Below are 12,344 nucleotides of genomic sequence, written 5' to 3'. Positions count from 1 at the left end.
ACGCAACGTCGGGGGCTGAGAGGCGTGCGCCATGGGCATTGGAAGCGATCTGGCGGATGCCCGGCGGTCAAAGGGGATGACCGTCGGGCAGTTGAGCGCGCGGACACGCATTCGCGAGGTGCTCATCCAGGCAATCGAAAGGAATGACTTCTCCCAATGTGGGGGAGATTTCTACGCGCGGGGCCATATAAGAAACATCGCCAAGGTCGTCGACCTCGATCCCGAGGCGCTGGTGCACCGCTACGACGAGCAGCACGGGGGCGTTCCGCTGCCGGTGCGGGCGTCCAGCGTCTTCCAGGCCGACATGCCGCTGAAGATCCGGGAGCGCCGCTCGCCCAACTGGACGACGGCCATGGCGGTGGCTCTGGGCATCGTGGTCATCTTCGGCGTGGTGCGGACCATGGGCGGGGGCGACACTCCCGTGGCGGACCCGCGCCCGATGCCGGTGCCCGCCGCGCCGCCGCCCTCGGCCGGCTCCGGCCCCGACTCGCCGCGCCGGGCCTCGTCGCTGGCCGAGGAGAGACGGCGCGACATGGTCGTCCTCCAGGTCAGGGCGAAGCGCACCTCCTGGCTCGACGTGCAGGACGCGGGCGGCCGGCGCCTCTTCTCCGGAACGCTCGCGGCGGGCAAGACCTCGACCTGGAAGGCGAAGACCGGGATGAGGGTGACATTCGGCGACGGGGGAGCCGTCTCGCTGAAGGTGAACGGCAAGAACCTGGGCGCCCCCGGCCGCCGGGGGCAGGTCGTGAACCGCTCCTACGAGGCTCCCGCCACCAAGAAGCGCTAGGTCAGGCCGTACGGAGCCCTCTGCGGGCCTTCTCCGGGCGCCTGCCGTCACCGGGGTCCGGCCGGGCGTCCGGGCCGCCCCGGTGGCGGGACGTCCGGGGCGGGGCGGGGGGTGCGGCGGTGCCTGAATGGGGGGAGGTGCATCGGGTGGTGGCCAACTCCCGATACCGTAGTGTTCACCATGTCATCCCGCCGAACCGCATCGCTGATCACGCTTGGTTGCGCACGCAACGAAGTCGACTCCGAGGAACTCGCCGCTCGTCTTGAGGCTGCCGGTTGGCAGCTGGGCGACGACGACCCCGATGTCGTCGTCGTCAACACGTGCGGCTTCATCGACTCGGCGAAAAAGGACTCCATCGACACGCTGCTCGCCGCGGCCGACTCCGGTGCCAAAGTGGTCGCCGCGGGCTGCATGGCGGAGCGTTACGGTGACCAGCTCGCCGACGCGCTGCCCGAGGCCGCCGCCGTCATCTCCTTCGACGACTACACCGACATCGGCACGCGCCTCGACGACGTGCTGGCGGGCAGGTCGCTCGTCCCGCACAGTCCCCGCGACCGCAGGACCCTGCTGCCCATCTCGCCGGTGGAACGCGCCGCCGCCCCCAAGACCGCCATTCCCGGCCACGGCGAGCTGCCCGAGGGCCTGGCCCCCGCCAGCGGCCCCCGGCCGCTCCGCAAGCGCCTGGGCGACGGCCCGGTGGCCTCGCTGAAGCTGGCCTCCGGCTGCGACCGGCGCTGCACGTTCTGCGCCATCCCCGCCTTCCGCGGGGCGTACGTCTCGCGCGGCGCCGAGGAGCTCCTCGGCGAGGCCGCCTGGCTGGCCGAGCAGGGCGTCAAGGAGCTGGTGCTGGTCAGCGAGAACTCCACCTCCTACGGCAAGGACCTGGGCGACCTGAGGGCGCTGGAGAAGCTGCTGCCCTCCCTCGCCGCGACCGAGGGCGTCGAGCGGGTGCGCGTCAGCTACCTGCAGCCCGCCGAGCTCCGCCCGGGGCTGCTGGAGATCATCGCCTCGACCGAGGGCGTGGCCCCCTACTTCGACCTGTCCTTCCAGCACGCCAGCGGGCCGGTGCTGCGCCGGATGCGGCGCTTCGGCGACCCCCGGCGCTTCCTGGACCTCCTGGAGTCGATCCGCGCCCACGCCCCCGAGGCGGGGGTGCGCTCCAACTTCATCGTGGGCTTCCCCGGCGAGACCGAGGAGGAGTTCGGCGAGCTGGTGGGCTTCCTGGAGGAGGCCAGGCTCGACGTGATCGGCATCTTCGGTTACTCCGACGAGGACGGCACCGAGGCGGCCTCGCTGCCCGGCAAGCTCGACCAGGAGGTCGTCGACGCCCGCGTGTCCGCGCTCACCGAGCTGGCCGAGGAGCTCATGGCCCAGCGGGCCGAGGAGCGGATCGGCACCGAGGTCGACGTCCTGATCGAGGAGGACCTGGGCGACGGCGGCTACGAGGGCCGTGCCGCCCACCAGGGGCCCGAGGTCGACGGTTCTGTAACGGTCCAGGGCATCGGGCTGGTCCCCGGCCAGATCGTCCGGGCCGTCGTGGTCGACTCGGAGGGGGTCGACCTGATCGCCCGCATCAAGGCGGCCCCATGAGCGCGCCGCCGGGCCGGGAGAGCGTATGACCAACACGCCAGAGACCGGCACCGACTCGACCTCGGCATCCGCGCGCCCCAAGGTGAGCGCCTGGAACATCGCCAACGTCGTGACGGTGATACGGCTGGCGATGGTTCCGTTCTTCGTGGCCTGCCTCTTCCTGCCGGGATCCGGCTGGCGGGCCGCGGCACTGGTGGTCTTCATGGTGGCCTCGCTCACCGACCTGCTCGACGGCGAGCTGGCCCGCCGCTACGGCCTGATCACCGACTTCGGGAAGATCGCCGACCCGATCGCCGACAAGGCCCTCATCGGCGCCGCCCTGATCAGCCTCTCGGTGCTGGGGGAGCTGCCCTGGTGGGTCACCGTCGTGATCCTGGGCAGGGAGCTGGGCGTCACCGCGCTGAGGTTCGCCGTCATCCGGCACGGCGTCATCCCGGCCAGCTACGGCGGCAAGGTGAAGACCGTCCTGCAGATCGCCGCGATCGTCTCCTACATCTGGCCGGGCGTGCCCGACCTGATCCGCTGGATCGTGATGGGCGCGGCGGCGCTGGTCACCGTCGCCACCGGTCTCGACTACGTGATCCGGGCGATCAAGCTGCGGCAGGTCGCGAAGCGGGCGCGGGCCCTATGAAGGCGGGCCGGGTGAGGGCGGACGGCATGAGCCGCGACACGGGGCGGGCCGTATGAGCCGGCACCTGCTCGCGGCCACCGAGGTCCTCGCCCTTCTCGTCCGCAGGGGCGAGACGGTGGCGGTGGCCGAGTCGCTGACCGCCGGGCTCGTCTGCGCGTCCCTCACCGGCCCCCCTGGGGCCTCCGCGGCCTTCCTGGGCGGGGTCGTCTCCTACGCCACCGAGCTCAAGCACCGGCTGCTGAACGTCCCCGCGGACCTGCTCGCCCGCGAGGGGGCGGTGCACCCGGAGGTCGCCGCCGCCATGGCCGACGGGGTGCGCCTCCTCACCGGTGCCACGTACGGACTGGCGGCCACCGGAGTGGCCGGCCCGGACCCCCAGGACGGTAAACCGGTGGGCACCGTGCATCTCGCCGTTAGCGGACCGGACGGGCGGGTATGGCACCGGGATCCGCGGCTCGCCGGGACGCGTGACCAGATCCGGGAGATGACCGTGAACGAGGCCGTGGACCTTCTCCGAGGTGTGCTGGAGACGAACGTGAGGGAACATTCAGGATGATTACCGCGTTACGTCCCCAGCGAACATGCTCCACATGGTCTGCCGCGTTGTCGGTCCATACAGGTACGGTGGAACGGTGAGTGAGGTAAAGGTCAAGCGATGATGACGGCGAGGAGTATGTACCAAGGGTCGCGTTCGAAGAACGGGCGGCACGAACCGATAGCGCGGAGTGTCGTGAAGACATCCGCGCCGGGGAGGGAGCGACAGATGGTCCTGCTGCGTCAGCTGCTCGGTGACGTGCTGCGGCGGCTGAGGGTGCGGCAGAGTCGCACCCTGCGTGAGGTGTCCACACTGGCTCGGGTTTCTCTTGGCTATTTGTCCGAGGTGGAGCGTGGTCAGAAGGAGGCCTCTTCAGAGCTGCTCGCGTCGATCTGCGGTGCCTTGGGCGTGCCGCTTTCACAGGTTCTCCGTGAGGTTTCCGATCAATTCGCCCTGGCCGAGCTGCAGCATGCTCCGGTGCTGGCGGGAGACGTCCCCGAACGAGAGCGTCTGCCGATTCCCGAAACCGTGCCTGATTCCGTGTTTCCCGAGGTCAACGACATGGTCGCCGCCTAGCCGGTCGGTTCTTCCGGCTGGCAGTGACGGCACCAGACGATCAACCGTTCCTGCGGCTGTGCGCCCATCTCCCCACGACTGATCCGATGCCCGCAGCGTAGGCAAGGCCGCCCGGCCCTGCCGTAGACCCAGGTGCTCCGTCCCGGACGGAGGTCGCCTGTCGTCGTCCTGCTCGGGCGTTCCTTGTTGGCGTCCAGCAGTCGCCACGCGATCGACACGATCGTTCTCAGGTCCTCAACCGCTCCCACGGGTCGCCATGGCGACACTCCGGCGAGGAAAAGCGTCTCGGCGCGATAGATGGTGCCGATTCCCGCCAGGTTGCGCTGATCGAGCAGCGCGACCCCGATGCTCGTCTCAGGCCGTCCTGCCAGCCGTCGCACGGCTTCCGCCTCGTCCCAGTCCTCCCCGAGCAGATCGGGTCCGAGATGCCCGACGAGCCGCCCTTCCTCCGCGGTCGAGACCAGGTCGACCATGCCCAGCCGCACCCCCGCCGCCTGCCATTCCGCGTTGGCCAGCACCAGGCGGACGACGTCGCCCCCGGGCAGCCGCCGCCCCGCGGGTGTGATCTGCCAGCTGCCCTCCATCCGCAGATGGGTGTGGACGGTCAGCCCGCCCTCGACCCTGGTGAGCAGGTGCTTGCCGCGCGAGACGGTCTCCAGCACCGCGCGCCCGGTCAGGTCGGCCGTGGAGTGACGCGGCACGCGAAAGTCCGAGCGGGTCAGCACCCGCCCGTCGAGCGCCCGGCCGAGCCGCAGGGCGGAGAGGTGGATGACGTCACCCTCGGGCACGGCGCCCGTCCCGGGACGCGGGCCGGCTCCGGGGCATGGGCCGCTCCCGGGAGGTGAGCCGGTTTCCGGGCATCAGCCGGTTCCGGGGCGCGGGCCGGTCCTGTGCGGCCGGCCGGTGCCGGGAGGTGAGCCGGTTTCCGGGCATCAGCCGGTTCCGGGATGCGGGCCGCTCCCGGGATGCGGGCCGGTGCCGCGCGGACCGGGCCGGCCGGATTCCCGTGGGCGGCCGCACCGGCATGGTCAGTCCCAGGCCGCGGGGTCGGCCGACAGGCTGCGGACGCGGTCGGGGAGGGCTCCGGTGGCCACGTTCTCGAGGGTGACCTCCTCCAGGATCGCCCGCTCGCTGGCGCGCAGCGCGATCCAGACCTGCTGCAGCGACTCGGCGGGGCCCCGGTAGCCGACATGTTCGGGCCGCTCCCCCCTGACGTTGGCGAGCGGGCCGTCAACGGCGCGGATCACGTCGGCGAGGCTGATCTCGGCGGGCGGGCGGGCCAGCACGTAGCCCCCCTCGGGGCCGCGCTGGCCGCGTACCAGCCCGGCGCGGCGCATCTGGAGCAGGATGTTCTCAAGATACTTGGGAGGCATGTCCTGCTCCTTGGCCAGCTCACCCACCGTGGTAGGGCCGTCACCCGCGGCGGCGAGTTCGGCGGCGGCACGGAGGGCATAGTCGACACGAGCGGATAGGCGCATGTAACCGATTATCCCGCCTGCTATTGGTTCCTTACGCGCGCGGGGCCGACGGAGATGGAGTGGCGTCCGTCGCCCTCGGTGACGACGGGCCCGTGGAGCGACGCGCCGGTGGGCTCCGGGGCGTGCACGACGTAGCGGTGAGGTGCCATCGCGGAGGTGCGGCCCGGCAGCAGGGCGAGGCAGGCGGCGTGGATCTCCTCGGGGGTTCCGGAGGTGACGTGGCAGGTCAGACGCCCTTCCGGGTCGTGCGTCACCCGGTGGGGGCGCCCCTGAACCGCTTCACCGACGAGCCGCTCCACCGCGCCGAGGTCCACCCAGCAGGAGTCGGTGTAGATCCACTCCGGACCGCGCTCAATAGGTGAAATTCCTGATATTTCCGAAATGTCGGAAGCCTGGACGTCCCCGTCTCCGGCCGCGATCAGCAGCCGGACGATCCCGGTCCCGAAGCCCTCCGCCTCCGCCCGGCTCATCACCCGTGGATCGATCCAGAGTGTCAGGTCGACCACGTCCTCCAGCCGGTTGGCCCAGAGCGCGAGGTGCGCGGGGAGCGAGGCCGCCGGGAGCCAGTCGCACTCGACCTCGGCGGACGGCTCGGCTTCCGGCTCGGGGACGGTGACGCCGCTCATGTCGTTGAAGACGCAGTCGCGGGCGAAGTCCACCCCTCGTTCGGCGTTGACGGCCTCGATCACCTCCCAGAGGGCGACGGAGTCGAAACGGCTGTGCTGGTATCCGGACAGGGACGCGGTGCGGAAGCGGCGGATCGCCTCGTCGAAGGTGGAGACGTCGAGGTCCGCGGTCATCAGCGCGTCCTGGGCCAGCGGCCCGACGTAGTCGCGCAGCTCGGGTCGTACCCGGTTGCTCGCCAGCGACGCGATCAGGCAGGACCGCTGGGTGGTGCGCACGCCGATGAGGACCCCCAGGGCGGCGAGCGTGATCGCCGAGCGGCTGGCGCCCGTGCGGCTCGCGACGGCGTCCAGCGCCCTGGCCGCCACCGCCGAGCGGACCCGCAGCCGGGGCCGGATCGCGTCGGCGTCGGCCCTGGCCGTCTCGTCGATCGCGAACATCGACTGCGGTGCCCGCCTGAGCCCGTTCTCCCAGTGCCGCAGGGCGGCCTCGGTCCGGCGCAGGGTAGCCGGAGTGCCCTCCGCGGTCGCGAGGTCCAGCGGCTGTATCGGGCACGGCGACGGGACGGCGACCCCCCGGATCAGGCGTTCCCACTCCCTCATGACGGTGGCCAGCCCGATGGCGTCGACCGAGGTGTGGGGCAGGACGAAGGTCACCAGGCGGGGCGCCTCCCCATCCGTGATCACGGCGACCCTGATCGGGAGCTCGTTCCGCAGGTCGAACCGGGTGCCCTGCATCCGCAGGCCCACCTCCTCGGCGACCTCGTCGAGGAGCCCGGTCCCCGTGCCGTGCACCTCGACGGGCAGGAGGCCGGAGCCGGCCACGACCTGGACGTCCGAGTGGATGGTGGCCCGCAGTCCCTCGTGCCGGGAGAGCAGGCGTCCGACCGCCTCGGTGACGGCGGACAGGGACGTGCCCTCGGGGAGGCGCTTGGTGACGCGGAAGTTCATGTGGAGCGGCGGGTCGCGGAGCACGCAACGCGCCATGTTGGCCTGGCCCATGGTCATGGGCCCCTGCCGGGTCCGCAGACCCGTGTATTCGGCCGGGATCGTGATGACGGTGTCCATGTCGAAACCTGCCTCGCCACCTGACGGCAAGGGTCTTACTGAAAAGAACCTTTACCGTTTTGGGGAGTGTTCCACGCGCCGGGCCGACGTCGCAAGCCCTTGATTTCCGGGCATCGCGGTGATGGGCGTGCGGAAGGTGGCGGCGAAACGGCGATGAGCAGGGGCGCGACACGGCCGGGGCGGCCCCGGTAGCCCGCCGCGGCGCCCGGGCGGCGCTAAACTATCAGGAAGCCTTATTAAGAATAGAAGCGTTATTCTTCATTGAAAGTATCGCGACGGGGAAGCGGCGAACAAGAGAGCATGCGTATGGAGCGACGTCCTGGCGTGCCCAGGCTATTGAGGGAGATCAACGACAGGGCCGCCCTGGAGCTGCTGCTCGCCTCCGGGCCGCTGACGCGGGGGCAGATCGGCGAGCTCACCGGCCTGTCCAAGGTGACGGCGTCGCAGACGCTCGCCCGTCTGGAAGGGCGCGGGCTGGTCGAGGTGGCGGGGGAGCAGGCGGGGGGTCGCGGGCCGAATGCCGCGCTTTATGGGATTATTTCCTCCTCGGCCTATGTGGCGGGTCTGGACGTCGGCCCGGAATTCGTGACGACCGCCATCGCCGATATCCACGGGGAGATCGTGGCCGAGGTGCGGGTGGCGCCGAGCGGGCACGACGATCCGGTGGCCCTCGTGCACAACGCGGTGGTCAAGGCGTGCCGGTCGGCCAAGGTCGCGCTCTCCAAGCTGCGCTCGGTCGTCATCGGCACCCCGGGCGTGGTCGACCCCCGCACCGGCGACGTGCGGTTCTCCTTCGACCTGCCCGGCTGGCACGAGGGCATCCACGAGGCGCTCGCGCGTGACCTGCGCCGCGACGTCAGGATAGAGAACGACGTGAACCTCGTCGCCATCGCCGAGCGCACGTTGGGTGCCGCCCGCGAGGTCGACGACTTCGTGCTGCTGTGGGTGGGCCGCGGTATCGGCCTCGGCGTCGTGCTCGGCGGGCGGCTGCACCGGGGGCGCTCCGGCAGCGCGGGCGAGATCGGCTACCTGCCGGTGCCGGGGGTGCCGCTGGCCGAGGACGTGCGGGCCGTGCCCGGCAGGCTGCCGTCGCTCGCCGGGGGCCTGCAGTCCCTGGTCAGCGCCGAGGCGGTCGCCGAGCTCGCCGCGACGTACGGCTTCGAGGGAGGCAGTGCCGCCGAGTGCGTCGCGGCGGCGGTCGCGGCGGGCAAGCGGGGAGAGCCCCTGATCGACGACATCGCGGGGCGGCTGGCGCTGGGGGTGGCGTCGGTGTGCGTCGTGCTCGACCCGGGGCTCGTGGTGCTCGCGGGGGAGGTCAGCAGGGCCGGGGGCGACGAGCTCACCTCCAGGATCGAGGAGGCGGTGGCCAGGAGCTGCCCGGTCCGGCCGCAGGTGGTGGCGAGCGAGGTGGGCGGCAATCCGGTGCTGCGCGGGGCCGTCATCGCCGCCCTGGACCAGGCCAGGGAGGAGATCTTCACCTCCTGAGCCCCGGATCCGGGATGCCCGGCGGGCCGGGGGACCCTTCTCGGCGAACGACCGTCGCGCGGCGGGCAAGATCCTCTATGCTGGCGCGGAAATGTCATGAAAAAGACATCTTTCCGTGATCGGGGATGGGGACAAATGACGGCTGTCATCGCTGTGCTGCATGCCGAGGACGTCGCCCTGGAGTTCGTCTCCGTCCTGCGGGACCACGCCGACCAGGACGTCCTGGTGGTCGTCGGGCAGGCGAGGGCGAGCGTGACCCTGCCGGGAGGGCTGTCCCTGCGGGAGCGCCTGGAGCTGCTCGGACCCCTGGTGGAGCCCGGGGGCAACACCGCGGAGCTGCCCGTCCCCGCCGACGTCGCCGCCCTGCTCGGCGCGGCGCCGGCGCCGGCGCCCGATGAGATCTGGACCCACTCGCCCGCCGACCACCGCATCCGCAGGGCCCGGTTCGGCTGGATCGTCTCCCGCGCCGTGTCGCCGTTCCCCGGGTCCTCGGCGTCCTCGCCCTCCTCGACCTCCCCGCTGTCCTTACCGGCTGTGACCTGCTCGGTCGGTGACAATCCCTTCCTGCAGACGATCTCCGGTACGGCGACCGCGATCACCGGCGCCGAGGCCGAGGCGAAGATCGATTTCATCAACCGGCACGCCGGTGAGCTGCTGCGCAGCCGGGTGGCCGACCGGCTCGTCACCACCGACCGGGTGCCGGCCGTCGAGAGGTTCTTCACCGCGAGCGCCGCGCAGGCCAACCGCCTGTACGCGCTGATCTCCAGCCTCGGGGACGACGCCGCGGTGGCCGACGACCCGTGGGAGTTCGGGCGCTCGGCCTACGAGGCCGCCCGGCTGGACGCGACCGCCGCGTGGACCGCCCGCTGGTGCTCCCCCCAGGACGGGCCGATCGTGGAGGTCGGGGCGTGCCAGGGCGAGCTCACCCGGCGGCTGGCGGGGAAGGGATACCGGGTCCAGGCCACCGAGCCCAACGCCGGTTTCCGCGCCCGCCTGACCGAGCGGGCGGAGCCGGGCGTGGAGGTGCTCCCGGACAGCCTGGAGGATCTCGCCGACCACGGTGAGCGCCAGGCGGCGGCGTACCTGCTCGTCGAGATGCTCTACTACGACCAGGATCTGGCGCTCCTCGACCGGCTGCCGACCGACCTGCTCCTCGTCGCGCTGGAGAGCGGTCAGCTCAACGAGCGGATCTGGCCCTGGCTGCGCGAGCAGTCCACCTGGCGGGTCGCCGAGCGCGTCGAGCTCGCGCCGCCGACCCTGGAGTCCGTCTGCGACGGGCTCGCCTACCTGCGCAAGCGGGGCAGCCGCGGTCTCGTCCTGGCCAGGGCGGGGTGGCGGCGATGAGCTGGGAGACGGTCGTGGTCTCGCCGCACTTCGACGACGCGGTGCTGTCGGTGGCGGGACTGCTCGCCCGCCGCGAGGGGGGCGCGGTGATCGTCACGGTGCTGGGCGGCGCGCCCGGCGGGGCGCTCTCGGCGTGGGACCGGCTGTGCGGGTTCGCCTCGGCGGAGGAGACGGCGCGCGAGCGGCGGGCCGAGGACGCGCGGGCGTGCGAGATCCTCGGTGTCGACCAGGTGGCGCTGGACAATCCGGACGTCCCGGCGGCCCGGCTCCCGCTGGACGACCTGGAGACGTTCCTCACCGAGCACGTTACCCCGCGCACGCGCGTGCTCGTCCCGATGGGGATCGGCAACGCCGACCACGAGGCCGTGCGCGACCGGGCGCTCGACGCGCTGGAGAAGGTCGAGGCCCTGGAGCGCTGGGCCTACGCCGACCTGCCCTACGCCGCCGCCGTACGCGAGTGGGGGAGCCCGGCGGCCGGGCGGGCCCTGGCGGACAGGCCGCCGGTCCGCGCGCTCGCCGGGCGGTACCGCCTCGGAGCGAGGCCGCGGCCGCGACTGGAGGGGGAGGAGTGGGCGCTCAAGCGGCGCGCGGTCCTGGCGTACGCCTCGCAGATAGCGCCGCTCGCCTGCGACCACGGGGAGTTCCTCGCGATGCCGGGTCCCCTCCAGCACGAGCTGGTGTGGGTCCTCGACGGCTGATCCGCCCACGGCACCGCAGGTCACGTCCCACGGCGGCCCGAGAGGAGCTCGGCGGCGGCCAGGCCCGAGGCGGTGGTGGCGCCGTGGGTGGTGATGTGGACGGCGCCCGGGGTGGCCGGACCCGGCAGGCCCATCTCCACCACGATCGCGTCGGGACGCCGTGACAGCAGGGCGTCCAGGCGGTCCGTGACCCAGGCGTGCCGGTGGGCGTCGCGTACCACGATCACCAGCGGGCGCCCGTCGGGGGGCGGCGGGACCGGGTCGCCGGAGCCGAGCCGCAGGGCCGTCGTGCCGGGCAGCAGCTCGGCCAGCGGCGCGGCGACGCCCCACGGGGTGGCGCGGTCGACGGCGATGTTCGTCTCGGAGACGAACTCGATCACCTGGGGCGCGGCGGGCAGCGGGAGCCCGTCGCCGCGGACCCGCAGCGCCCGCCTGGCCGCGTCGAGCCCCGCGGGCTCACCGGCCGGGCACGTTCCGCCGGCCGCCCGCCGTCGCTCCGCCGACCAGGCGGCGAGGCGCCGGACCCGGGCGGCGGCCTCGGCCAGGCGTTCCTCGGGGAGCGTCCCGTCGGCCACCGCGCCCATGATGGCGTTGCGCATGAAGCCGACCACCCCGGGGCCCTTGCGCTCGCCGCCCACGCAGATCGCGTCGGCCCCGGCGGCGAGGGCGCGGACCGCAGCCCCGGTCACGCCGTACCGCTCGGCCACCGAGGGCATCTCCACGCCGTCGGTCACGATCAGCCCGTCGAAGCCCAGCTCCTGCCTGAGCAGTCCGGTCAGGATGCGGCCGCTCATGGTGGCGGGGTGGTCGGGGTCGTAGGCGGGGACGAGCAGGTGGCCGGTCATCACGGCGCGTACCCCGGCCTCGATGGCGGCCCGGTAGGGCGGGAGCGTGGTGGCGGCGAGCTCCTCGGCCGAGTAGGCGACGGTCGGCAGGTCGTCGTGCGAGTCGACGGCGGTGGCGCCGTGGCCGGGGAAGTGCTTGGCGCAGGCGGCCACCCCCGCCGACTGGAGGCCGGTGACCCAGGCGCGGGCGTGCCGGGCGACCAGCCGGGGGTCGGCGCCGAACGCGCGGGTGCCCACGACGGGATTGTCCAGGTCGGAGTTGACGTCGACCACGGGGGCGTAGTTGAGGGTGACGCCCGCCGCGGCCAGGTCCAGCCCGATCTCGCGGGCGACCCGCTCGGTCAGCCCGGGGTCGTCCACCGCACCGAGCGCGAGGTTGCCGGGACGCGAGCTGCCGGTGAGCGCCTCCAGCCGGGTGACGTCGCCCGCCTCCTCGTCGGTGGCGATCACCACGTCCGGGTTCTCCGCGCGCAGCGCTGCGGTCAGCGCCCTGATCTGCTCGCTGTCTACAAGATTCCGTGAGTAGAGCGCAACCCCGCCGAGTCCCTCGGCGAGCCGCCTCCGCAGCCAGTCGGGCACCTCCACGCCCACGAACCCGGGTTGCAGCACGGTGTCGGCGAGCCCGGCCAGTTCGGGGCTCACGCCGTTCGGGCCGCTCGCCCGGCCACCGCGAACGATCATCGA

12 protein-coding genes are annotated in these 12,344 nt (G+C 72.4%); 8 read left to right on the top strand and 4 right to left on the bottom strand.

The window, feature by feature from the left end:
- The first annotated feature begins 31 nt into the window (after window positions 1-31).
- The 5 genes from AB0F88_RS05265 to AB0F88_RS05245 all read left to right on the top strand — a co-directional run bounded on the left by AB0F88_RS05265 (window position 32) and on the right by AB0F88_RS05245 (window position 4,119).
- Window positions 32-787: a RodZ domain-containing protein gene (locus tag AB0F88_RS05265; protein WP_362677560.1), complete on the top strand. Its 756-nt coding sequence runs from the start codon at window positions 32-34 to the stop codon at window positions 785-787.
- Window positions 788-967: 180 nt separating this feature from the next.
- Window positions 968-2,377: a 30S ribosomal protein S12 methylthiotransferase RimO gene (rimO, locus tag AB0F88_RS05260; protein ID WP_362677558.1), complete on the top strand. Its 1,410-nt coding sequence runs from the start codon at window positions 968-970 to the stop codon at window positions 2,375-2,377.
- A gap of 25 nt (window positions 2,378-2,402) precedes the next feature.
- The gene (gene pgsA / locus AB0F88_RS05255) at window positions 2,403-3,008 is read left to right on the top strand and encodes a CDP-diacylglycerol--glycerol-3-phosphate 3-phosphatidyltransferase (RefSeq protein WP_362677556.1); all 606 of its coding nucleotides are present in this window, start codon (window positions 2,403-2,405) and stop codon (window positions 3,006-3,008) included.
- Window positions 3,009-3,060: 52 nt separating this feature from the next.
- Complete coding sequence (locus tag AB0F88_RS05250) at window positions 3,061-3,564, top strand: nicotinamide-nucleotide amidohydrolase family protein (protein WP_362677554.1); 504 nt, start codon at window positions 3,061-3,063, stop codon at window positions 3,562-3,564.
- 207 nt (window positions 3,565-3,771) lie between these two features.
- On the top strand, window positions 3,772-4,119 hold the full coding sequence (locus tag AB0F88_RS05245; protein ID WP_030904158.1) for a helix-turn-helix transcriptional regulator: 348 nt from the start codon (window positions 3,772-3,774) through the stop codon (window positions 4,117-4,119).
- Here AB0F88_RS05245 and AB0F88_RS05240 read toward each other — a convergent pair.
- The 3 genes from AB0F88_RS05240 to AB0F88_RS05230 form a co-directional block, all read right to left on the bottom strand.
- Window positions 4,116-4,907, bottom strand: coding sequence for a DNA-formamidopyrimidine glycosylase family protein (locus AB0F88_RS05240; RefSeq protein ID WP_362677552.1), 792 nt, complete (start codon window positions 4,905-4,907; stop codon window positions 4,116-4,118). The genes AB0F88_RS05245 and AB0F88_RS05240 overlap by 4 nt on opposite strands.
- A 240-nt stretch (window positions 4,908-5,147) precedes the next feature.
- Complete coding sequence (locus AB0F88_RS05235) at window positions 5,148-5,597, bottom strand: Rrf2 family transcriptional regulator (RefSeq protein ID WP_362677550.1); 450 nt, start codon at window positions 5,595-5,597, stop codon at window positions 5,148-5,150.
- A 20-nt stretch (window positions 5,598-5,617) separates the two neighbouring features.
- Window positions 5,618-7,288 carry a condensation domain-containing protein gene (locus tag AB0F88_RS05230; RefSeq protein WP_362677548.1) on the bottom strand — a complete coding sequence of 557 codons (1,671 nt, stop codon included), beginning with the start codon at window positions 7,286-7,288 and terminating at the stop codon, window positions 5,618-5,620.
- Window positions 7,289-7,594: 306 nt separating this feature from the next.
- On the opposite strand from AB0F88_RS05230, the gene AB0F88_RS05225 reads away from it, so the two are divergent.
- The 3 genes from AB0F88_RS05225 to AB0F88_RS05215 all read left to right on the top strand — a co-directional run bounded on the left by AB0F88_RS05225 (window position 7,595) and on the right by AB0F88_RS05215 (window position 10,815).
- On the top strand, window positions 7,595-8,773 hold the full coding sequence (locus tag AB0F88_RS05225; protein ID WP_362677546.1) for an ROK family protein: 1,179 nt from the start codon (window positions 7,595-7,597) through the stop codon (window positions 8,771-8,773).
- A gap of 135 nt (window positions 8,774-8,908) precedes the next feature.
- Window positions 8,909-10,117, top strand: a complete 1,209-nt coding sequence (locus AB0F88_RS05220; protein ID WP_362677544.1) for a hypothetical protein — start codon at window positions 8,909-8,911, stop codon at window positions 10,115-10,117.
- Window positions 10,114-10,815 (top strand): PIG-L family deacetylase, encoded by a 702-nt coding sequence (locus AB0F88_RS05215; protein WP_362677542.1) that lies wholly within the window; start codon window positions 10,114-10,116, stop codon window positions 10,813-10,815. Before AB0F88_RS05220 ends, AB0F88_RS05215 begins: the two co-directional genes overlap by 4 nt.
- Before the next feature lie 20 nt (window positions 10,816-10,835).
- Here the strand turns inward: AB0F88_RS05215 and AB0F88_RS05210 are convergent, their stop codons facing one another.
- Window positions 10,836-12,341 carry a glycoside hydrolase family 3 N-terminal domain-containing protein gene (locus tag AB0F88_RS05210; protein WP_362677540.1) on the bottom strand — a complete coding sequence of 502 codons (1,506 nt, stop codon included), beginning with the start codon at window positions 12,339-12,341 and terminating at the stop codon, window positions 10,836-10,838.
- Between the last annotated feature and the right edge of the window lie 3 nt (window positions 12,342-12,344).

It is taken from the genome of Streptosporangium sp. NPDC023963 (assembly GCF_040639135.1).
Taxonomy (GTDB): Bacteria; Actinomycetota; Actinomycetes; order Streptosporangiales; family Streptosporangiaceae; genus Streptosporangium.
The sequence above is the reverse complement of the archived record's forward strand: the minus strand, read 5'-3'. Positions and strand labels throughout refer to the sequence as shown.

Excerpts from the sequence above, each read along its gene's own strand:
- AB0F88_RS05215 (WP_362677542.1), top strand. The coding sequence starts at position 10,114 with ATGAGCTGGGAGACGGTCGTGGTCTCGCCGCACTTCGACGACGCGGTG.
- rimO (WP_362677558.1), top strand. The coding sequence starts at position 968 with ATGTCATCCCGCCGAACCGCATCGCTGATCACGCTTGGTTGCGCACGC.
- AB0F88_RS05210 (WP_362677540.1), bottom strand. The coding sequence starts at position 12,341 with ATGATCGTTCGCGGTGGCCGGGCGAGCGGCCCGAACGGCGTGAGCCCC.
- pgsA (WP_362677556.1), top strand. The coding sequence starts at position 2,403 with ATGACCAACACGCCAGAGACCGGCACCGACTCGACCTCGGCATCCGCG.
- AB0F88_RS05250 (WP_362677554.1), top strand. The coding sequence starts at position 3,061 with ATGAGCCGGCACCTGCTCGCGGCCACCGAGGTCCTCGCCCTTCTCGTC.
- AB0F88_RS05265 (WP_362677560.1), top strand. The coding sequence starts at position 32 with ATGGGCATTGGAAGCGATCTGGCGGATGCCCGGCGGTCAAAGGGGATG.
- AB0F88_RS05220 (WP_362677544.1), top strand. The coding sequence starts at position 8,909 with ATGACGGCTGTCATCGCTGTGCTGCATGCCGAGGACGTCGCCCTGGAG.
- AB0F88_RS05225 (WP_362677546.1), top strand. The coding sequence starts at position 7,595 with ATGGAGCGACGTCCTGGCGTGCCCAGGCTATTGAGGGAGATCAACGAC.
- AB0F88_RS05235 (WP_362677550.1), bottom strand. The coding sequence starts at position 5,597 with ATGCGCCTATCCGCTCGTGTCGACTATGCCCTCCGTGCCGCCGCCGAA.
- AB0F88_RS05230 (WP_362677548.1), bottom strand. The coding sequence starts at position 7,288 with ATGGACACCGTCATCACGATCCCGGCCGAATACACGGGTCTGCGGACC.
- AB0F88_RS05245 (WP_030904158.1), top strand. The coding sequence starts at position 3,772 with ATGGTCCTGCTGCGTCAGCTGCTCGGTGACGTGCTGCGGCGGCTGAGG.